This window comes from Paenisporosarcina sp. HGH0030 (assembly GCF_000411295.1).
In the GTDB taxonomy this organism is placed as follows: domain Bacteria; phylum Bacillota; class Bacilli; order Bacillales_A; family Planococcaceae; genus Paenisporosarcina.
On sequence record NZ_KE150423.1, the window covers coordinates 177,007 to 197,511 of the forward strand.

Here is a 20,505-nt window from a genome sequence, read left to right on the forward strand (position 1 = left end):
TTGCTTTTCTATTTATTGATATTGGATATTGTGTAATCTTGCAAATAGACCATCTGCTTCTACTAATTCCGTATACGAACCTTCTTCGGCAATACCTTCTTTCGTTACGACTAGTACACGATCTGCATCACGTATAGTTGCAAAGCGATGAGCAATAATAAGTGTTGTGCGATTTTCAGCCAGTTCACTTAAAGCTGCCTGGATAATTTTTTCCGTCTCCGTATCAAGTGCCGATGTTGCTTCATCTAATATGAGAATCGGTGGGTTTTTCAGGAACATACGAGCGATGGCTAAACGTTGTTTTTGTCCACCTGATAGTTTCAAGCCTCGTTCCCCGATTTGGGTCTCGTAACCATCTGGCAACTCGGAAATGAATTCTTGTAAATGGGCTTTCTTTGCTGCCTCCATTATTTCTTCCTCTGAGGCATCTTTTTTTCCATAGGCAATGTTTTCTCGGACCGTCCCAGTAAACAGAAACACATCCTGTTGTACGATTCCAATTTGTGAGCGCAATGATTGCTTACTCATATCACGAATATCAAGTCCATCGATTGTGATGGAACCTTCCGTGACCTCGTAAAAACGGGGGATCAATGAACAAATCGTCGTTTTACCTGCCCCAGAAGGACCGACAAATGCCACGGTTTCTCCAGCTTTAACTGTTAGGTTGATATCTGAAAGTACATGTTGATGTTGATCGTAGTTGAAATGGACATGATTAAACGAAATATTGCCCTGCAAATGATTCACATGTTTTGCATTTGGACGATCATTAATTTCCGGTTCCTGTTCGATTAAATCCAGGAAACGTCTGAATCCGGCCATTCCTTTTGGATAAAGCTCAAGCAATGCACTGATTTTATCCACAGGTTTAATTAGTACATTTATAAAGAGGACAAAGCTGACAAGTTCTCCATATGATAATTTTCCATTGACTGTGAACCATGCACCTACGACCAATACGATCAAAGTCATTAGACGCGTCATCATGTAAATGCTGGAATGCGTTCCAGCCATTACTTTGTAAGCGACAAGTTTAGCTAGTCTAAATTGCCCATTATCATGTTTGAATCTGTTGATTTCAAATTCTTCATTTGTGAAAGATTGAACCACCCTAACACCTGAAACACTGTCTTCAACACGACCATTTACATCGGCAATTTTGATGTACATGTTCTTCCATGCTTGATTCATTTTGATATTGCTGAATGTAACCAAAACAATCAAGAATGGAATCATAATAATAGCGATGATTGCAAGCTCAGGATTGATGTTGTACATAATGAGAAATGCACCGATAAACGTCATGATGGCGATAAAGAAATCTTCCGGTCCATGATGGGCCAGTTCGCCAATATCGAATAAATCATTTGTGATACGACTCATTACATGTCCCGTTTTGGTATTATCAAAAAAGCGAAAGGATTGGCGTTGTACATGGGTAAACAGTTGTTCACGCATGTCCGTTTCAATATTGATTCCAAGCTTGTGGCCTAAATAACTGACGATAAAATTCAGTAAGGTACTGAGTAAATATACGGCCAGCAGGAGGACGCTTACGGTTACAATCGTACCCCATTCCCCTGTAGGCAATAATTGGTCAATGAACCACTGGACTGCCAGTGGAAATGCAAGCTCTAATATAGCCACGATTATTGCACTGGTGAAGTCGATAATAAATAGTCGTTTATGGGGGCGATAATAAGAAAAGAATTTCCTAATCATATAAGTTCTCCTTGGTATTTTTAATACTGGCAATTATAACGGAAAATGGTCCTAAACACGATAAAAAACTTCAGAACTCGAAGGAAATCAAAGTATTTCAAGTTCCGAATGTTTTTTGACAATTTAAAGAGGGGACGTTAAAATGTATAAGTTGTCTTTTACTGATAAATCAATCGGACCTTTATTATCAGTATATTTTGCACATTCATTTACAAAAACGTATGTGTAATTATTAAAAAGAAAGTAGGGAAAAGAATGGCGACAAAACAAGAAATCGTCCAGTCGGTTCCTCAAAAAGGATTCTTTGGACATCCAAAAGGCTTATTAAGCTTATTCTTTACAGAGTTTTGGGAGCGTTTCTCCTACTACGGAATGCGCGCAATCCTGCTCTACTATATGTACTATGAACTAAACCAAGGTGGACTTGGTTTGGACAGATCGACAGCGAACTCGATTATGGCGGTATATGGATCACTCGTATACATGTCGGGGATTATCGGGGGCTGGATTGCTGACCGTCTATTCGGTACAACCAAAACCGTATTCTACGGTGGGGTAGCCATCATGTTAGGACATGCAGTCTTGGCATTACCAGGCGGAATCACGACACTATTCATTTCAATGGGCTTAATCATTATTGGTACAGGTTTATTGAAACCTAATATCTCTAGCATCGTGGGAGATTTGTATTCGGAAAACGACGTTCGTCGTGACTCTGGATTCAGTATCTTCTACATGGGTATCAACATGGGTGCATTCATTGCGCCATTAATTGTAGGTACTATCGGATTGGAATATAACTTCCATTTAGGATTTGGACTTGCATCAATCGGTATGTTCCTTGGATTAGTTGTATTCGTTGCTACGAAAAAGAAATTTCTTGGACTTGCAGGATCTCATGTTCCGAATCCAATGACTAAAGGTGAGCGTAAAACTGTATTCACGCGTATTTCGATTGCATTAGTTGCCATCTTGATTATTGGTTATATATTGATTGAAAACGGTATCATGACAATCGATGTCTTTACGATGATCGTTTCCATCTTGGGTATCGTCATTCCTACGATTTTCTTTATCGTAATGTATCGTAGTTCAAAAACGAACGCAGATGAAAAATCTCGTGTTCTTGCGTACATTCCATTATTCATCTCGGCGATGGTATTCTGGGCAATTCAAGAGCAAGGGTCAATCATCCTAGCTCAATATGCAGATGAGCGAACTAACTTAGTGCTTGGTTCATGGGAAATTAACCCAGCTTGGTTCCAATCGTTAAATCCATTATTCGTTATTGGGTTTGCACCGTTATTTGCATGGTTATGGGTCCGTCTTGGTGTTAAACAACCGTCAACACCTAAGAAATTTGCCCTTGGTTTATTCTTTGCGAGTATGTCATTCTTAGTGATGATTATCCCTGCTTACATGAATGGAACTGAAACTTTGGTTAGTCCATGGTGGCTAGTATTAAGTTTCTTCTTAGTAGTACTTGGGGAATTACTTCTTTCTCCAGTCGGAATATCAGCAACTACGAAGCTTGCGCCAGCAGCATTCGCTGCACAAACAATGAGCTTATGGTTCTTAACGAGTGCTGCCGCTCAAGCAATCAATGCGCAAGTCGTGAAATTCTACAATCCTGAAACTGAAATCGTCTATTTCGGTGTCATCGGGGCTGTTGCATTGATAATCGGTTTAGTGTTATATATTTCTTCACCAATGATCGAGAAGTTTATGCGTGGCGTACGTTAATGCACATTTTAAAGCCTACCGATATATATCGGTAGGCTTTTTTTGTATGGATTGATGAGTGGTGGAAGTTTAACGAGGTACTTATTTATCGTACTTTTGCGCTTGCCGCATGTTCCGCATAAGCCAACAAGTATGAAAACCACATATTTGTTGACTCACACTTCGAAAGTGCCGCTCCTGCGGTTACTCGTCGCAAAGAATATGGTCAAACTACCTTTGACCATATTCTTTCTTGCGGCTTGCTATTCGCAGTACTTTTTCGTTTTTGTGAAAAATCTTCAATATCAAGCAGAGACTAATTGTAGATGATAAGGGAGCCGATTCCCTCTAATTCGCATTAAAAGTTAACAAATCCATTATCTAATAATTACTTTCAATATCACGTTTAAGAATACAGTCAGCCATTTTAGAACTCCTCTTTTTTCATTCTGTTTTTGCATGCGATATTGTCGGTCTTTTTTCAAAATCGGGTATTCTTTTTCCAAATCCTTCATTGAGATCACTCCTTAAAATACATATTCAACAAAAGGTAAAAATTCCCTTCAACTCAAAAAAGATTTCCAATTGAAACCTTTTCGCGATACACTCGTATTATAAGTAGAAAGAAAATTGAGGTAAAGGTGGCGACAACATGAAAAAGTGGATGACACTTATGGCTACTAGTGCATTAGCGCTAAGTTTAGTTGCATGTAACACATCAGCAACTCCAACTTCCAAAACGTCAGAAGAAAACACAAGTGATTTAACACTTAAACAAGTATTTGAAAAATCATTAGCACAATCAGAATCTATTGAAAGCCTTAGTGCAGATCTTGATATGGTTCAAAAAATTGAAGTTCCCGCTCAAGATGTAGCAATGGATACATCTTCAAAAATGACAATGGATTTGATTGTCGATCCTTTGAGCATGCATCAAAAGGGTACTACGTCGACGACGATTCCAGGTGAAGAGTCAACAGGACAGCCACAAGAAATTGAAATGGAAAGTTTTATGACTGCAGATGGATTCTTTACACAAGATAACATGTCACAGCAATGGATGAAGTTGCCGAAAGATATGTACGAACAAATGATTTCCATTTCACAAAAACAAGCTGATCCATCTCAACAGCTGAAGGATTTAGAGATATTCATGGATGACTTCACATTCAATCAAGATGATAAAGAATACGTTTTGAAATTGTCTGCGTCTGGGGAAAAGTTTAATGAATTGATCCAAAAACAGTTAGCAGAAACCATGCCGGAGCTGGGTGCGGATGAACAAGAAATGCTGAAAGAATTAAATATCAAAAAAGTTGACTACGAAATCCATATCGATAAAGAAACATTTAATACAACAGCATTAAATGTAGTGATGGACATGACAATGGCGGTAGATGGGGAAGAAATGACCTTGTATCAAGATATGAAATCCACTTTTAGTAATTACAATGGTGTTAAAAAGATAGTGGTACCTCAAGAAGTACTAGATACCGCACAAGAAATGTAAAAAACAGCCTTTCCGAGATATGATTCTCGGAAAGGCTGTTTTATTAATATTGATTTTAAAATATAGATTTTCTACAAAGTTAAGGGGTCTTAATAAGTAAATCCAGCAGGTGTGTTTTTGACTACAACAACCACTTTGTGTTCATCTAATTTTTCTTCTAGTTGTTCTGCTTCCGGTTGACTAAAACCGAGTTCTTCGAATTGCGCACGAAGTTCGTCACCTTTTTTGCGGAAAACATTTGCAAGGGATGTACCTAACCCTTGTTCTGCAACGCCGACAGTATTCGCATCTGCCATATCAGCTACTTGATTTGTACGATGATTTTCATGAGTAAGTACGTAGATATCGTCCTCATGTACGCCTTTAGCTTTAATCTCCTGAATACCACGAATCGCTTCATCATCTGTTAAATACTCTTTATAGGTTACACTCATTTTAAAATCTCCTTTCAAATCGTTTATTCTGACACAATAGTACTTTACCACTCTCAACAAAGATTAAACGAAATAGGCTTAATTTCAATCGAAAGACTTAGACCAACAACCTATTAATGGGAAAAGAGTTGTAGGAATATGATAGAATAACTTTTAATAAGGAGCGTGAATGTTGTGAAAAAATGGTTTTATCCTTTGGCGTTTGTGACCTTTATTGGCTTCATCACGCTGTTTTTCAGTTTTACTCACGATGAAATGGTTGAATTTGATGAAGCAATAGGAGAAGCACTGATCGGAAACGAATATATTCGATTCTTTCATTACTTTGGGGAGCCAATCTGGATTGTCTCAGCAGCCGTTCTTTTGATTGTCTACCTCGCATTTAAAAGCCGAAACTATCGTGGAATGTTGTTTGTTCTATTTGCCGTTGGTGGAGGAAATATTATAAATCTCGCAATAAAAGAATGGGTGCAACGGGCTCGTCCTGATATTCCGCATCAATTAACGAGTTTCAGTTTTCCATCCAATCATGCCATGGTGGGCTTACTGTACATTTTTACATATGCATATTTTTTAACTGAAAATCGAGCATCCACTAAATGGCGTATCGGAATCTGGCTTAGTGCAGTTACCTTTACTTTGCTTGTTGGTTTATCACGCATTGCGGGTAACAACCATTATGGTACGGATGTGCTTGCAGGTTGGATGTGTGGCTATTCACTATTCATTCTCGTAGTCATTTGGTATGAGTGGCGAAATCGTCACATGAAAAAAAGAGTGGCCCAACCAGAATAAATAGAGTCTTGCGCCCAAAAAATGGCGGAGGACTTTTTTTGAAAGTGGTGAATTGACATGTTTTCCATTCCAGATGAATTGGTGGAATTAGGCAAGATTACAGACCATCTTTAAGGGAACAAATGGCAGAGGACTGGCTAAAAATCAGTCAATATTTGAAGGAGTTAACATAATGATACAGGAAAAAGCAATAAAACATGCACAGTATGTAAATTCACAAGTGTCATACTTAGGTGAAGGAGCATGGCATCAAGCATGGCAACTAACCTCCCCGCAACATAAATCGATGGTTCTTCGGATTCCAAAGAAAATTGCATATAAAAAAGAAGTTGCCTACGATGCAAATGCGTTACTAGCAGAGTATGGAGGTACGGAACAATACTATAGTTGGGTGAATAAAGTAGTACCTGGAGCAGCTCCAGAGAAGTTTGTTTATCATGTTTCGGAAGGTTTGACGTATACGATAGAATCTTTTGCTGGAAGTCATGTGGATTTACATGACTTAAATAGAGAAGATGCCCAAAAATTAGGATCCGAAATCGGACATTTATATCGAAAAATGGAGCAAGTAAACCATGGTCTCGAAGGGTTTGGTTTTTTTGATTGGAATGAAGAAAGTGGTCTGCACGGTCGTTTTTTAGGAGATTTCCATGAATTCGTTACAGCTGAAAGCAAGGAAATAATAGACGACTACATGGATTTATTAACAAAGAGACCAATCTTTAATAAACCTGAAATTAAAGAGGCAATTCTACGAATATGTGAAAATCGTTTAATAGAGATTGGTTCACCCGTACTGACAAATCAAGATGCATCACCAGAAAACTGGTTAGTGGATAATGGACAGATTCGGCTCATTGATCCTCTACCTATTTTATATATAGGTGAAGTAATGGCAGCGAACTTTATGAACCTATATGAAACATTATTTGTGGAACTTGCCCATACAGAACGGTATGGTAAACACCGTTTTCATGAATGTAGGGAAACATTACAATCTATAGCAAATGGTTTTGAACTGGGCTATTGTGGACAGAACGCTGATTTAATCCGCAAATTGAGAAGTGAACAGATGATTCAAGTCCTGAATTGCGCCGTCAGCCATAATCAAATGTTTATTGAAGGTTTGAACGAAGAACAAATTATCCGTTACGGCACAAAAGAAGATGTTGAAAATCGGCTGACTGTATTTGTCGAAAAACTAATTGAATTACAAGACCAGGTATAAATTTTTATCATGGTTAACCTAATTTTTTATAATGAAGTTACGTATAGGAAACATATCTCATACAATTAACCCAGATATGAGGAGCGAAATGACAAAAGTCATTTCGCTCTTTTTTGTATGACGTAAATGCCAAAAGGTCAGACTGAGACCGATAGAACATTCAAAGAGGTAGATAAGCGCTAAAATTTTTTAGATTTTCAGAGTTGTAGAATTGCGTTTATAGAACTATACTGATGTGTAAAGATAGATGATGACAAGTGTAAAGACAAGGAGACCTCACATGAAGACAATAACAGAAAAAGAGAATAAACCGATTTCCCGCAATAAATTATTGGGAATTGCCGGTCTTGGGTGGATGTTCGATGCGATGGACGTAGGAATTTTATCTTTCGTTATAGTAGCACTCGCGAATGAATGGGCTCTAACTCCTGAACAAATGGGATGGATAGGAAGTGTTAACTCCATCGGAATGGCAGTGGGGGCCTTTGTGTTTGGGATATTCGCTGATCGGGTTGGACGGAAGAATATTTTTATCATGACACTTGTTCTATTTTCAGTGGCGAGTGGATTGTCTGCATTTTCTGCTTCCCTGGCAATCTTTTTGATATTCAGATTTTTTGTGGGAATGGGTTTAGGTGGGGAACTGCCTGTTGCATCTACATTAGTATCTGAAAGCGTGGAAGCAAAAGAACGTGGTCGAGTCGTGGTATTGTTGGAGAGTTTCTGGGCAGCTGGATGGCTGATTGCAGCAATTATTTCTTATTTCGTTATTCCAGTCCATGGCTGGAGAGTTGCCTTAATCATTACTGCTTTGCCAGCAATATATGCAATTTATCTACGATTGAACTTACCGGACTCTCCGCAATTTACGGCAAAACGAGTTCGGGAGCGCACATATGCTCAAAATATTAAAGCGGTATGGTCTAAAACTTATGCAAGGCCAACGTTGATGTTGTGGATCTTATGGTTTACTGTTGTGTTTTCATATTACGGAATGTTCCTGTGGTTGCCGAGTGTCATGGTAATGAAAGGCTTTACGTTGATTAAAAGTTTCGAGTACGTGCTGATCATGACTATTGCACAATTACCAGGATATTTTACTGCAGCATGGTTAATTGAAAAAGCAGGTCGTAAATTCGTTTTAGTCACTTACTTACTAGGCACAGCTACCAGCGCATTTATATTTGGGAATGCGGATACTACGATGTTATTGATTGTATCTGGCGCGTTCTTGTCGTTCTTTAATTTAGGTGCATGGGGTGCTTTATACGCGTATACACCTGAACAATATCCTACTGTTATTCGAGCAACTGGTACCGGTATGGCGGCTGCTGTAGGACGAATTGGCGGGATTTTAGGACCATTATTGGTAGGGACGCTTATTACAAGAGGCTACGATATCGGTTGGGTGTTCGGCATTTTCTGTATTGCAATCGTTATTGGTGTGTTGGCAGTTGTTTTACTGGGGAAAGAAACGAAACAGCTGGAACTTGAATAATACAGACGGGAGATTCTCTTTAAAAGGGAATCTCCTTTTTTATTGTTTTCTTTGAAATTGGATGGAAACCTTTCATTCTCCGTAAACGTATAACAAGTTAAAGGGGGATTTGGAAATGAGTGTAAGAGAATTCGATATAAATATCAGTCCCGTTGAGGCAATGAACAAAATTCATAATGGGGTGATTGGAGGAAGTATTTCGGGAAAATTAGTAGATTACTATGAGCGCGTTTCTGGAGATCATCAAGTTGTGGTATTTGTTCTGGAAAAATTCTTTATGCGAACGAGTAATCGCTCTTCTATGACGGTAACCATTGATAATTTCGGTGACGCAACGAAAGTGCATGCCGTGGCATCCGGAAGTTCTGAAAGTCCGTTTTTTAGATTTGATTGGGGAGCGGGCGACAGTTTTGCGAATAGTGTGGAAAATGCATTGGCACAACATATTATAAGTTGATAGAATAAATCTACTAAATATGTGTGGTAAGGGAGAGTCGGATATGTTCAAAAGAATTGACACCGTTTTTTTACCTGTGCAAGACACAAAACGCTCAATCGAATGGTTTGAAGAGAAGTGTGGATTTAAATTGCGATGGCATGATGAGGAAAATGGTTATGCAGCAATGGACATCGGGAATGGAGAAACAGCTTTTACGCTCGTGAGAAATTCACAAATGGGTTCGAGTAAACCTGAAGAACATGAATGGTTCAATCTCTATACAACGGATATCCATGCTACCCATCATTTCATGTTAGACGCAGGTGTCGATGCAACACATGTGCAAACTGGAGGAAACGTAGAATTCTATCAATTTAAAGATATTGATGGCAATACGATTGGAGTCTGTTCATTTGAAGACGCAGCTTAAGCATAGAAAAATCCTGATTGTGGGATCGGGAGGAGCTGGGAAATCCACGTTATCTCGCCAATTGGGTGAAAGGTTAGGTTTGCCTGTCGTGCATTTGGATGCGATGTTTTGGCAACCAGGATGGAACCCTTCACCACGTCCTGAATTTATGGAAAGAGTAAAGAAGGAATTAGCGAAACCCGAGTGGATCATTGATGGAAATTATGACTCCACCATCGAATTACGTGCGCAGTATGCAGACCTTACTATCTATCTTGATTTCTCGAATGTCGTATGTCTCTATCGCGCATTTAAACGTGCGTGGATATATCGAGGGACAACACGACCGGATATGGGGAAAGATTGTCCGGAAAAAATAGATTGGGAGTTTGCCCGGTGGATTTGGCGTTACCCAAAAGATGCACGGCCTGAGATGCTCGCTGTTCTAGCCAAAGTCCAGACAGACGTCATAACACTGAAAACACCAAATGAAGTGGAACAATGGCTACAACAAATGGAGGACATAAAAAAGAGTGAATCATCCACTTAAGGATGATTCACTTTTTTTTATGTTTTTTAACGTCGAGTAAACGACAAGGCGATCTTCGTAATAAGAACCTTTTTTATTGTATTCAACAGTACACGTGATGAGGTTCAATCTACTGCCAGTGCTGAATCCGAATATCTCTCTAAGGGGGGATTCATCAACCGGGTAGATTTCAACTCGATCCACAATGAATACAAGTTTCGCACCATCAAATCTATCCGAACCACAACAGAATTCGCCTCCTTATCGATGTCAACTTGATTGTAAGATTCGACTAAGAAGAAAGCAAGCAACGTATAAGAGACTCCGCTAATAAGAACCCACATATTATCTTGAAAGAAGTAGAGAAAAATTCCAGGGATGAGAATGAAAATACTTAATAGTAGTAGAGCTGTTGATCTATAAAAATCCACGAGATGCTGGATGGCTGTTATTTCATCCGTAAACGCCACTTTCCATGAAGGTATATCCACCACTTGGAAAAGGTTTAAATCTTCCTCAATTTGGACATTGTATATTTAAGAGAGTTCATAATCTGCGGTGGTAGTATCGTATGCATACACAACATTCAGACTGTCAACTTTCCATCTCAAAAAGAGGGATTCCTTTTAACGTTAAATTTGTGTGTATAAGTAATCCTCCTGTATTACGAATGAATAATTCAGAATATTCGTTATATGAATAATGGCATATTTATTCAAAACTGCTAATTTAACATACTATCAAAAATTTCGACAGTCTAATTAAAAGAAGGAGAGTGAAGGCATGGCGAAGAGAGTGAAGAAGTTTTCTAGACGTGATTTCCTGAAAACTTCAGGGGTGGCAACTGGTGCACTTATTGGAGGGGGAATTCTTGGTGGTTTGATTGGCTACAATTCAAAAAATGCAACGACTACGCCAACTGAAACCATGCATGGAGGTCACACGGAAACGGGAACGTCGGATAAAGGTCTAATGTTTTTTACAAGCGAGCGAGAGTTTCAAGTACTGGCCAACGCAACTGAACGGATTTTTCCGAAAGACGATTTAGGTCCTGGTGCTATTGAGCTTGGGGTACCGTATTTTATCGACAGTCAATTAGCAGGGCAGTATGGCAGTAACTCTAAGGAATACATGCAAGGACCATTTGCTATTGGTGCGCCTACCCAGGGATATCAAAGTCGTCTGACGCGTGCTGAAATCTTTAGACAAGGTATTGCAAAAATGGAAGCCGAGTCGTCGAGCAGATTCGATAAAGGATTTTCGGATCTAGAAGGTGCACAAATGGATGAAATATTGACAGCAATTCAAAAGGACGAAATAAAAATGGAAGGAACAACATCTGCATTTTTCTTCCGTCTGCTTCGGACTGCAACACTGGAAGGTGCTTATTCAGACCCTATGTATCGTGGGAATAATAATATGGACGGTTGGAGAATGAAGGAGTTTCCTGGCCACCAAATGGCTTATATCAATGTAATCGACAAAGCGGAATTCCAAAAAATCGAACCACAATCTTTAAGTGGGAAGCACTAGGACAGGGGGGAATTAAATGGTAACAACTTTACCGAAAGTAGACGTCGTGACTGTAGGAGTTGGATGGTTAGGGGGAATCATAGCAGCCGAATGTGCAAAGGCAGGCTTGAAAGTAGTAGGCTTGGAGCGCGGAAAAGAACGAAGTACTGAAGATTATATGAAAGTGCATGACGAATATAGATATGCAATAAGGTACGAACTCATACAGAATCTATCAAAAGAAACGATAACCATTCGGAATAACCGTGGGATGCAAGCACTTCCGATGCGACAATTAGGTTCATTTCTTTTAGGGGAGGGACTTGGAGGCGCGGGTACACACTGGAATGGACATACATGGCGTTTTCTTCCTTACGACTTCCAAATAAAGACACTAACAGAAAAAAAATATGGTCCCAAAAAGTTGTCTTCAGACTATTTACTTCAAGATTGGGGTATTACATATGATGAGTTGGAACCCTACTTTTATAAGTTTGAAGAAACCGCCGGAATCTCAGGTGAAGAAAAAAATCCATTTGCGGGCAAACGGTCAAACCCATTTCCAACGCCACCGATGAAGAAGACACCAATATTGCAAAAATTTGAAACGGCAACGTCCAAACTTGGCTATACACCATTTATGCTACCGTCAGCAAATTTGTCAGAAGCTTATACAAATCAGGATGGACAAACGATCAATGCCTGTCAATACTGTGGTTTTTGTGAACGTTTTGGTTGTGAATATGGGGCAAAGTCATCTCCTGAAGTTACGGTCGTTCCAACGGCAAAAAAAACGGGGAATTTTGAAGCACGCTTTGAAGCCAATGTAGTGGAAGTCATCAAGAGCGGAAATAAAGTTACTGGCGTCAGGTATTTGAACACGTTGTCGGGTGAAGAGTTTATTCAGCCAGCTGAAGTGGTTGTTCTAACAAGTTATGTCATGAATAATGCAAAATTATTAATGATATCGAAAATTGGTGAGCAATATAATCCGGATACCGGGCGTGGAACATTAGGTAAAAACTATTGCTATCAAATTTTACCGGGCGCAACGGGTTACTTTGAAGAACAAATGAACACGTTCATGGGGGCAGGTGCACTGGGGATAAGCATTGATGATTTGAATGGTGACAATTTCGATCATAGTGATTTGGATTTCATTCATGGTGGGAGCCTTTCTCTCCTTCAATCAGGTGCAAGACCGATTGAAACAAATCCGATTCAGAAAGATGTACCTACGTGGGGCGCGGAATTCAAGAAAGCGTCCATATATAACTATACCCGTACTCTTTCCATTGGGGCACAAGGAGCATCCATGCCACATAAAGAGAACTACCTATCATTGGATAGTAAATATAAAGATGCATACGGTGTACCTCTTCTTCAAATGACATATAATTTTACCGATCAGGACCGTGCGCTTCATAAATATATTACGGAAAAGTCTGCTGTTATCATGAAAGAAATGGGTGCAAAAACAGTCGAAAGCCGAACACCGATCACGGATTACGATATTGTCGCCTATCAAACGACGCACAATACGGGTGGGACAATTATGGGTAGCAGTCCCGAAAATAGTGTAGTGAATAATTATTTGCAGCATTGGGATGCGGAAAATCTTTTCGTTGTAGGTGCGGGTAACTTCCCACACAACGGAGGATACAATCCTACAGGTACGGTGGCAGCATTTGCGTATCGTGCTTCGGAAGGCATTATCAAATACAGTAAATCGGGTGGATCACTCGTATAAAAAAGGAGGAATACAAATGGGTGGATTAGGAGCAATAGGAGTACCAGGATTAATCATTATTCTTGTCATTGTACTCATCGTATTCGGACCGAAAAAATTACCAGAAATCGGATCGGCAGTAGGGAAGACATTCTCGGAATTTAAAAAGTCGACAAGAGGTCTAATGGATGACGACGAGCCAGTGAAAAAAGATGAAAAGAAATCTGAAATCGTATAGAAGGTGTAGATATGGACCCATACGAACACCACGACAAGAAAATACTAAGTCCATTGGACAAGAAATTGGTGGAAGAAGTAGGCGCAACAACTGAAATGGTTGATGAAGATGCGATTGAAAGCGATGAAGGCACCCTTGTGGATCATCTAACGGATTTACGGAAACAAACCATTAAAAGTGTGGCCGTGTTTCTATTTTTCTTCATTGTTGTATTATCAACCATCAACCTATGGTTTCCATTAGTGACTAGAGGCAATGAACTGATTGTGCTTGGGCCACTTGAAGTGGTGAAATTCTATATGTCGATTTCCAGTGCATTGTCTCTCGGTTTTTCACTACCCTTTATCTTTCATTTTATCGGGCAATTCGTTAAACCGGGATTGAATCATACAGAGAGTCGATTTATTGGTATTTACTCTCCACTCATGCTCGTCCTGTTTGTGGTTGGTATTTCATTTGGATATTTTGTTGTGAATCCCTTGAGTTATCAATTCTTGATTAATATTGGCGAAGTGAATTTTGAAGTGATGGTTTCAGCAAGTGAATATATTCACTTTTTATTAATGACGACAGTCCCACTTGGCCTGCTTTTTGAACTGCCTATCATCGCAATGTTTTTGTCAGCCATAGGCGTTTTGACATCAGTAAATATGAGAAAGGTTCGAAAATGGTCTTATGTGATACTGGCGATTATTTCGACAACGGTGACACCACCAGACTTTATTAGTGATTTCATGGTGCTGATTCCGATGATATTGTTGTATGAAATCAGTATTTTGTTAGTCGCAAAACTTGAACGCAAACAAATTACAACCAAAGAATTATCCATCTCCCAAGACTAGGGGGATGGATTTTTTTGTTTATCGTACATTTGCGCTAGCGGCATGTTTCGCATGAGCCAACAAGTATGAAAACCACATACTTTTGGGAATCACGCTTTGGCCCACATGAAGTGGCGTTTTTAACCTTCGTTCCTTAAATATTAATAGTTAAGGAATCAGCGCCACTCTAGCGGAATAACGGGCTGGCGATACCTGATTTCTCGAATTTTAAAGAAAAGTTCACAATCATTATTAAATTTTCTAAAAAGAGTGACATTTCTAGAGAATTTGTGTAATATCTACTATTAAAAACGGTAGGGAGATAGAATCGGATGAAATTCAATGTGTTTATTCAACCTCAGGAATTTGAGGATAAAGCTAAACCGTTTCTAATGCAAAATGAAGATTTATACAGTTTGTTTTACGGTGTGCTGCAGGGAATCAAAGCAGGTCGTTATGAAAATCCATTCATGGCTACGGTCGAAGAGGATGATCAAGTCGTGGCTCTCTTTCAAATGACGCCCCCTCATCCACTGAATATTATTGTGATTGATGAAATAAAAATGGCTGACATTTTGTCATTTGCGGCGCAAGAGATTTCTAATAGAAAAATTCCAGTTCCGTCGGCTGTCGGAGTGAAGCGTGTCGTAAATGCTTTTTCTGAAAAATGGCAGGAGCTGACGAAAAGTAAAGCCCGATTATTGATGGATCAAGGCTTATACCGTCTGGATAAAGCCGAACAATCACTCGAAAAAAGTTCGGGATCTTGGCGCTATGCGAGAAAAGACGAAGCGCCATTACTTGCAACTTGGTATAAAGCGTTCGAACAGGATACGGGACTTAAAAGCTCCCCACCTGAAGTGATTAATGAGCGCGTCATACAGTTTCTTGAGGATCAGGAAGTATTCTTTTGGGAAGATAACGGGAAAGTCGTATCAATGATGAAAAAAGCACGTCCTTCTGATCGAGGGGTAACCGTATCATTTGTTTTTACTCCTTACGAGGAAAGAAAAAAAGGCTATGCGCGGACGATGGTCGCTGCTGGAAGTGAAGAGTTGCTCAAAACATATGACTTCTGTGTACTATATACAGATATGTTGAACCCGACGTCCAACAAAATTTATCAGGAAATCGGTTACCGGAAGATTGCGGATTCCATTCACTTAGAATTTTTACCGGAAAAAGGGCAATGAAATGAGCGTGTATGGAAGTTCCGCATGTCCATTTTCATATCATACCGAGGTTTTCAGAAGTTGGCTTCAAAGTGGTGGAACCTGTTATTAAAATAAGTAATGGTGAAATGGACGAAATTGCGCGTCAATTGAAAAGCAATATGGTATAATTTTGTTACTAAGTATGAAGGGACGATGGGTGACTGATGGATATCTAATCTGATTTCTATGCAAATGAACATTTTTGCAAAACGGAAATTGGATTCGTCTGCCCATTTATCCCATCATCGTAACTCTTTTTGTACATAAAGAGCTTTTTTGTGATGACTATAAATGATCAGTGAATCCTTCCGTACAAAAACGGAGGATTTTTTTATTTCTCCGAAATTGGAGGGATCATGATGACCTTACTAGGAAAATTACAGAACGTATCGATTCAATTTGGAAGTAAAACAATCTTGAAAGATGTGACGATGGACATCAGACAAGGGGGATGCATTGGAATTGTCGGCGCAAATGGCGAAGGAAAATCAACCTTACTGTCAGTCCTTGCGAACGAAAAGGAACCAAGTGCAGGGTTAATTCAGTGGTTCGGTGGCATACCTTCGATGCATTATTTTAAACAGCAAGTATCTGAACTACAAGAATTTGCGCCTGCTCAAAAGAGGGAATTGCATAAATGGCAAGTTCCAAAAGGTCGCTCATATGAATTAATGAGCGGTGGTGAACAAATGAAACAGAGGCTAGTGCAAGCTTTTTCAAATCAAGTTCAGTTACTGATTTTAGATGAACCGACAAATCATTTGGATCAGCAGAGCTTACATGAATTAATAGCACAAGTTAAGCGTTTCAAGGGGACTGTAATGGTCGTTTCACACGACAGGCATTTCCTGGATGAAGTGGCTGATGGGATTTGGGAAGTGGAACATCAAGGTGTCAAAGCATATGAAGGGAATTATTCGGTTTATTGCACTCTCAAAGAAGAGAGACGAAAAGCGCAAACTCATCTATTTGAGGTGCAACAGAAAAAAATTGCCCAGATTGATGAACAGATTTCTTCTCTTCAAAATTGGTCTGCAAAAGCTCATTCACAATCGACCAAGCAAGAAGGATATAAAGAACATTATCGGGTAAAAGCAAAAAGGATGGATACTCAAATCCGTTCGAAACGTAAGCGGCTTGAAGGAGAAAAAGCAAAAGCCGAGCTCAATCGTCCAACAGAAGAGAAAGCAGTGTCATTTTCGATTGAAGCAAACCGTAAGCAAGGAAACCGCGTGATTGAATCCAAGTCCGTCACTAAGACTTTCGGAAGTCACACACTTTGGAAAGATGCTTCATTCACCATTAAGCAAGGTGAAAGAGTAGCACTCGTGGGACCGAATGGATGTGGAAAGTCCACATGGTTGAAAATGCTGATGGAAGAAGAACCGTATGAGGGTGAACTGTGGAGAACAAAAGCGATGCGTATAGGCTACTTGCAACAGTCCATAGATGATTTACCGGAAGAGAAAACCCCGGAAGAATGGTTTGTCCCTCATGATTTTGACTCCCGGGGAATGATTCAAACTTTGATGATCAATTTGGGATTCGGGAAAGAACATTGGCGATTGCCGATCAAGTCCATGAGTATGGGAGAGAAATTGAAATTAAAATTAATGGCATTCATGCTCGAACAAAAAGATGTATTGCTACTGGACGAACCGACCAATCACTTGGATTTACCTTCGCGTGAACAACTGGAGCAAACTTTGGCTACGTATCCAGGGACCATTATCGTTGTGACGCATGATCGATACTTTCTTGAGAAAATCGCCACAAAACTCCTGGTCTTTGAAGGTGGATGCATGAAAAAAATCGACATGACTTTTAAAGAATGGCAAAATCGCCAAGTTGAAACGGCACAACAGCAACAATTGTTGAAGCTCGAAACAGAAAGACAGGCAATCCTAGGAGAAATCAGTTTTATATCCAAACATGATTCGAAATATGAGGCACTTGACCAACGTTTCAATGAATTAACTGCTCAAATAAATGCTTTAAAGTAGTAAGCTGCATCCACTCGGTTACACTAATCGAGTGGATGTGTTTTTTTATGAATAAGTCCAAGAAAATATGCATATTTCATATGATTAACGGGTAATAGGAAAAAGATATACATACTGAAGCTTAAAAGGGGCAGAGGCTGTGATTCGATTTAATAAAGTAACGAAAAGGTTTGCGGATGGGACGGAAGCATTAAAAGATGTTTCATTGACCATACCGACAGGCATGTTAACGGTGATTATCGGTCCCAGTGGATGCGGTAAAACCACATTGATGAAGATGATTAACCGACTGGAAGTACCTACCTCAGGTGATATATTAATTGATGACCAATCTATTAAAAATCAAGATGAAGTGGGACTTAGAAGATCTATAGGCTACGTCATTCAGCGTATCGGCTTATTTCCCCACATGACTATCGCTAAAAACGCTGCATTGGTACCTACATTAAAAGGGTGGACTGCAGAAAAGACACAAGCCCGTGTCAACGAACTGATGGACATTGTTGGACTCGATCCGGAAACGTATTTGAACCGATTTCCACTTGAATTGAGTGGAGGTCAGCAACAACGTGTAGGCGTAGTACGTGCACTGGCTGGCGACCCGAACATTGTTTTAATGGACGAACCATTCAGCGCACTCGATCCAATCAGTCGTGAACAACTTCAAGATGAATTGCGAAATCTTCAACAAGAAATTCAGAAAACCATCGTTTTTGTCACGCATGATATGGATGAAGCGTTGAAAATAGCTGACCATATTATTGTATTGCGAGATGGAAAAGTGGAACAAGTGGGATCTCCAGAAGTGCTTATCCATCAACCTGCCAATGAATTTGTACGGAATTTTATCGGTGAAGAACGCATTAATCGTAAACGGTCATTTGGCAAATGGAAGATTGGGGAGTTGTCACCGTTTTACACTCAATCCAATATGAGAGAACAAATTGTTTCCATTAACTCTTCAGATGACGTGGAACAAGCAATTGCCTTATTGGAAAAGCCCCATACAGATGTATTGGCGGTTTATACGAATGAAGAATTTGTTGGCTACCTTGACCAATCTTCGTTGTTAAAGGCAGTAATAGCAAAGGAAGAAGGTGCTACTTCTTATGACTGATTTTTTGGATACACTCCAAAGTCGCTCTGATCTTATTCAACAAGCGTTCCTCGAACACATCTATTTATCTTTCATGGCACTGGCTATAGGCATTGCGATTGCCTTGCCGCTTGGAATATTGATTGCTCGCTATCGAAAATACGCAGAACCTGTAATAGGCATAACTGCAATATTTCAAACGATACCAAGTTTAGCATTATTTGGTTTCTTGGTGCCTCTCATCGGAATAGGGTCAAAAACAGCTCTCATTGCACTTATTATTTATGCTTTGCTACCAATCCTCCGCAACACCTATACAGGGTTGACCAGTGTTGACTCATCGATTATTGAAGCGGGACGCGGAATGGGAATGACGCGGACCCAGATATTAAAACAAATTGAGTTTCCACTTGCTTTGCCGTTTATCATGGCAGGTATTCGAACAGCTACCGTCCTGACAGTCGGGATTGCAACACTCGCCACTTTTGTAGGTGCCGGTGGTTTAGGGGATGTCATCTATCGAGGGTTGCAATCGTATAATAACTCGCTCGTTCTTGCCGGTGCACTTCCGGTAGCATTACTGGCTATCAGTTTCGATTTATTATTGAAATGGGTTGAAAAGAAAGCAACACCAAAAGGGATGAAAACACATTAGGAGGAAATGACATGAAGAAAAGGTTAGCGGGTATAACACTTTTAACATCGTTAGCGTTAGTTGGCTGTGGCTCATCAAACGATGCTGGTGGCGACGTAAGTGAACCGATTGTAATCAGCGGGAAACAATTTACCGAGCAGTTTATTTTACCCCAAATACTCGGCCAGTACGTGGAATCCAAAACAGATTACAAAGTGGAGTATAAAGAAGGGTTAGGTGAAGTGGCGATATTGACACCTGCGCTTGAAAAAGGTGATATCGATGTCTATGTAGAGTATACGGGAACAGGGTTGCAATCGGTTTTGGAGGAAAAGTTAGAACAAGATGAAAGCTCCGAAAGTATTCTGGAACGTGTTCGTAAGGGATATGAAGAAAAGTTCGGTGTCACATGGTTGGAACCATTGGGCTTTGAAAATACGTACACTTTAGCTTACAGCAAAGATAAACCTTATAATGCTGAGACCTATTCTGACTTGGTTGAAGCGTCGAAGTCAGAAGACATCGTGTTTGGTGCACCTCATGCTTTTTATGAGCGACCTGGGGATGGTTATGATGCCTTGCTGAAAGTGTATCCATTCGAATTCTCTGGTGAGGAAAGTCTGGATCCAAACGTAATGTACGAAGCGGTTAAACAAGGAGATGTTGATGTCATTACGGCCTTTACGACAGATGGCCGAATTGAACGATTCGATTTAGCCATCACAACAGACGATAAAGGTTTCTTCCCTAAATATGATGCAGCCCCACTTGTTCGTGAGGAAACACTCAAAACGTACCCTGAACTTGAAGATGTATTAAACGAATTAGCAGGAAAGATTTCTTTGGAAGATATGCAAAAGATGAATGCACGTGTCGATATTGATGGTGAAAAAGCAGAGGATGTAGCACATGACTTCTTGATTGAAAAAGGTCTGATCAAGAAATAACTAATTGATGTAAAACAAAAAG

20 protein-coding genes are annotated in these 20,505 nt (G+C 39.8%); 17 read left to right on the forward strand and 3 right to left on the reverse strand.

What is annotated here, in order from left to right; genetic code table 11:
* Positions 1-12 precede the first annotated feature (12 nt).
* Positions 13-1,725, reverse strand: a complete 1,713-nt coding sequence (locus tag HMPREF1210_RS15570; protein ID WP_016429658.1) for an ABC transporter ATP-binding protein — start codon at positions 1,723-1,725, stop codon at positions 13-15.
* A gap of 255 nt (positions 1,726-1,980) precedes the next feature.
* Here HMPREF1210_RS15570 and HMPREF1210_RS15575 point away from each other — a divergent pair, with 255 nt between their 5' ends.
* Positions 1,981-3,468 carry a peptide MFS transporter gene (locus HMPREF1210_RS15575; RefSeq protein ID WP_016429659.1) on the forward strand — a complete coding sequence of 496 codons (1,488 nt, stop codon included), beginning with the start codon at positions 1,981-1,983 and terminating at the stop codon, positions 3,466-3,468.
* A gap of 356 nt (positions 3,469-3,824) precedes the next feature.
* Here HMPREF1210_RS15575 and HMPREF1210_RS18145 read toward each other — a convergent pair whose 3' ends face one another.
* Positions 3,825-3,962, reverse strand: a complete 138-nt coding sequence (locus tag HMPREF1210_RS18145; RefSeq protein WP_016429660.1) for a hypothetical protein — start codon at positions 3,960-3,962, stop codon at positions 3,825-3,827.
* A 137-nt stretch (positions 3,963-4,099) separates the two neighbouring features.
* Between HMPREF1210_RS18145 and HMPREF1210_RS15580 the strand changes: the two genes are divergently transcribed.
* Positions 4,100-4,957, forward strand: coding sequence for a DUF6612 family protein (locus HMPREF1210_RS15580; RefSeq protein WP_016429661.1), 858 nt, complete (start codon positions 4,100-4,102; stop codon positions 4,955-4,957).
* Positions 4,958-5,046: 89 nt separating this feature from the next.
* On the opposite strand, the gene HMPREF1210_RS15585 is transcribed toward HMPREF1210_RS15580, so the two are convergent.
* Positions 5,047-5,391: a general stress protein gene (locus HMPREF1210_RS15585; protein WP_016429662.1), complete on the reverse strand. Its 345-nt coding sequence runs from the start codon at positions 5,389-5,391 to the stop codon at positions 5,047-5,049.
* Positions 5,392-5,565: 174 nt separating this feature from the next.
* Here HMPREF1210_RS15585 and HMPREF1210_RS15590 point away from each other — a divergent pair, with 174 nt between their 5' ends.
* The 15 genes from HMPREF1210_RS15590 (at position 5,566) to HMPREF1210_RS15665 (ending at position 20,483) form a co-directional block, all read left to right on the forward strand.
* Positions 5,566-6,186 carry a phosphatase PAP2 family protein gene (locus HMPREF1210_RS15590; protein WP_016429663.1) on the forward strand — a complete coding sequence of 207 codons (621 nt, stop codon included), beginning with the start codon at positions 5,566-5,568 and terminating at the stop codon, positions 6,184-6,186.
* Between the two features lie 172 nt (positions 6,187-6,358).
* Complete coding sequence (locus tag HMPREF1210_RS15595; RefSeq protein ID WP_016429664.1) at positions 6,359-7,414, forward strand: hypothetical protein; 1,056 nt, start codon at positions 6,359-6,361, stop codon at positions 7,412-7,414.
* Between the two features lie 280 nt (positions 7,415-7,694).
* Positions 7,695-8,912: an MFS transporter gene (locus tag HMPREF1210_RS15600; RefSeq protein ID WP_016429665.1), complete on the forward strand. Its 1,218-nt coding sequence runs from the start codon at positions 7,695-7,697 to the stop codon at positions 8,910-8,912.
* A gap of 115 nt (positions 8,913-9,027) precedes the next feature.
* On the forward strand, positions 9,028-9,369 hold the full coding sequence (locus HMPREF1210_RS15605; RefSeq protein ID WP_016429666.1) for a DUF6054 family protein: 342 nt from the start codon (positions 9,028-9,030) through the stop codon (positions 9,367-9,369).
* Positions 9,370-9,412: 43 nt separating this feature from the next.
* Positions 9,413-9,781 carry a VOC family protein gene (locus HMPREF1210_RS15610; RefSeq protein WP_016429667.1) on the forward strand — a complete coding sequence of 123 codons (369 nt, stop codon included), beginning with the start codon at positions 9,413-9,415 and terminating at the stop codon, positions 9,779-9,781.
* Positions 9,738-10,310, forward strand: a complete 573-nt coding sequence (locus HMPREF1210_RS15615; protein ID WP_051123245.1) for a DNA topology modulation protein — start codon at positions 9,738-9,740, stop codon at positions 10,308-10,310. Before HMPREF1210_RS15610 ends, HMPREF1210_RS15615 begins: the two co-directional genes overlap by 44 nt.
* A 762-nt stretch (positions 10,311-11,072) precedes the next feature.
* Positions 11,073-11,822 carry a gluconate 2-dehydrogenase subunit 3 family protein gene (locus HMPREF1210_RS15625; RefSeq protein ID WP_016429669.1) on the forward strand — a complete coding sequence of 250 codons (750 nt, stop codon included), beginning with the start codon at positions 11,073-11,075 and terminating at the stop codon, positions 11,820-11,822.
* A 16-nt stretch (positions 11,823-11,838) separates the two neighbouring features.
* Positions 11,839-13,551, forward strand: a complete 1,713-nt coding sequence (locus HMPREF1210_RS15630; protein WP_016429670.1) for a GMC family oxidoreductase — start codon at positions 11,839-11,841, stop codon at positions 13,549-13,551.
* A gap of 16 nt (positions 13,552-13,567) precedes the next feature.
* Positions 13,568-13,768, forward strand: a complete 201-nt coding sequence (gene tatA / locus HMPREF1210_RS15635) for a twin-arginine translocase TatA/TatE family subunit (protein ID WP_016429671.1) — start codon at positions 13,568-13,570, stop codon at positions 13,766-13,768.
* A gap of 11 nt (positions 13,769-13,779) precedes the next feature.
* On the forward strand, positions 13,780-14,610 hold the full coding sequence (gene tatC / locus HMPREF1210_RS15640) for a twin-arginine translocase subunit TatC (RefSeq protein ID WP_016429672.1): 831 nt from the start codon (positions 13,780-13,782) through the stop codon (positions 14,608-14,610).
* A 311-nt stretch (positions 14,611-14,921) separates the two neighbouring features.
* Positions 14,922-15,782, forward strand: a complete 861-nt coding sequence (locus HMPREF1210_RS15645; protein ID WP_016429673.1) for a GNAT family N-acetyltransferase — start codon at positions 14,922-14,924, stop codon at positions 15,780-15,782.
* Positions 15,783-16,162: 380 nt separating this feature from the next.
* Positions 16,163-17,806: a ribosomal protection-like ABC-F family protein gene (gene abc-f / locus HMPREF1210_RS15650; RefSeq protein ID WP_016429675.1), complete on the forward strand. Its 1,644-nt coding sequence runs from the start codon at positions 16,163-16,165 to the stop codon at positions 17,804-17,806.
* Positions 17,807-17,945: 139 nt separating this feature from the next.
* Positions 17,946-18,923, forward strand: coding sequence for an ABC transporter ATP-binding protein (locus HMPREF1210_RS15655; RefSeq protein WP_016429676.1), 978 nt, complete (start codon positions 17,946-17,948; stop codon positions 18,921-18,923).
* On the forward strand, positions 18,916-19,557 hold the full coding sequence (locus HMPREF1210_RS15660; RefSeq protein WP_016429677.1) for an ABC transporter permease: 642 nt from the start codon (positions 18,916-18,918) through the stop codon (positions 19,555-19,557). The genes HMPREF1210_RS15655 and HMPREF1210_RS15660 overlap by 8 nt, the downstream gene beginning before the upstream one ends.
* 11 nt (positions 19,558-19,568) lie before the next feature.
* Complete coding sequence (locus HMPREF1210_RS15665) at positions 19,569-20,483, forward strand: glycine betaine ABC transporter substrate-binding protein (RefSeq protein ID WP_016429678.1); 915 nt, start codon at positions 19,569-19,571, stop codon at positions 20,481-20,483.
* The last annotated feature ends 22 nt before the right edge of the window (positions 20,484-20,505 follow it).

What these genes read in the sequence shown, in the direction of transcription:
- HMPREF1210_RS15570 (WP_016429658.1), bottom strand. Translation starts at nt 1,725, where the DNA reads ATGATTAGGAAATTCTTTTCTTATTATCGCCCCCATAAACGACTATTT.
- HMPREF1210_RS15575 (WP_016429659.1), top strand. Translation starts at nt 1,981, where the DNA reads ATGGCGACAAAACAAGAAATCGTCCAGTCGGTTCCTCAAAAAGGATTC.
- HMPREF1210_RS18145 (WP_016429660.1), bottom strand. Translation starts at nt 3,962, where the DNA reads ATGAAGGATTTGGAAAAAGAATACCCGATTTTGAAAAAAGACCGACAA.
- HMPREF1210_RS15580 (WP_016429661.1), top strand. Translation starts at nt 4,100, where the DNA reads ATGAAAAAGTGGATGACACTTATGGCTACTAGTGCATTAGCGCTAAGT.
- HMPREF1210_RS15585 (WP_016429662.1), bottom strand. Translation starts at nt 5,391, where the DNA reads ATGAGTGTAACCTATAAAGAGTATTTAACAGATGATGAAGCGATTCGT.
- HMPREF1210_RS15595 (WP_016429664.1), top strand. Translation starts at nt 6,359, where the DNA reads ATGATACAGGAAAAAGCAATAAAACATGCACAGTATGTAAATTCACAA.
- HMPREF1210_RS15600 (WP_016429665.1), top strand. Translation starts at nt 7,695, where the DNA reads ATGAAGACAATAACAGAAAAAGAGAATAAACCGATTTCCCGCAATAAA.
- HMPREF1210_RS15605 (WP_016429666.1), top strand. Translation starts at nt 9,028, where the DNA reads ATGAGTGTAAGAGAATTCGATATAAATATCAGTCCCGTTGAGGCAATG.
- HMPREF1210_RS15610 (WP_016429667.1), top strand. Translation starts at nt 9,413, where the DNA reads ATGTTCAAAAGAATTGACACCGTTTTTTTACCTGTGCAAGACACAAAA.
- HMPREF1210_RS15615 (WP_051123245.1), top strand. Translation starts at nt 9,738, where the DNA reads ATGGCAATACGATTGGAGTCTGTTCATTTGAAGACGCAGCTTAAGCAT.
- HMPREF1210_RS15625 (WP_016429669.1), top strand. Translation starts at nt 11,073, where the DNA reads ATGGCGAAGAGAGTGAAGAAGTTTTCTAGACGTGATTTCCTGAAAACT.
- HMPREF1210_RS15630 (WP_016429670.1), top strand. Translation starts at nt 11,839, where the DNA reads ATGGTAACAACTTTACCGAAAGTAGACGTCGTGACTGTAGGAGTTGGA.
- tatA (WP_016429671.1), top strand. Translation starts at nt 13,568, where the DNA reads ATGGGTGGATTAGGAGCAATAGGAGTACCAGGATTAATCATTATTCTT.
- tatC (WP_016429672.1), top strand. Translation starts at nt 13,780, where the DNA reads ATGGACCCATACGAACACCACGACAAGAAAATACTAAGTCCATTGGAC.
- HMPREF1210_RS15645 (WP_016429673.1), top strand. Translation starts at nt 14,922, where the DNA reads ATGAAATTCAATGTGTTTATTCAACCTCAGGAATTTGAGGATAAAGCT.
- abc-f (WP_016429675.1), top strand. Translation starts at nt 16,163, where the DNA reads ATGACCTTACTAGGAAAATTACAGAACGTATCGATTCAATTTGGAAGT.
- HMPREF1210_RS15660 (WP_016429677.1), top strand. Translation starts at nt 18,916, where the DNA reads ATGACTGATTTTTTGGATACACTCCAAAGTCGCTCTGATCTTATTCAA.
- HMPREF1210_RS15665 (WP_016429678.1), top strand. Translation starts at nt 19,569, where the DNA reads ATGAAGAAAAGGTTAGCGGGTATAACACTTTTAACATCGTTAGCGTTA.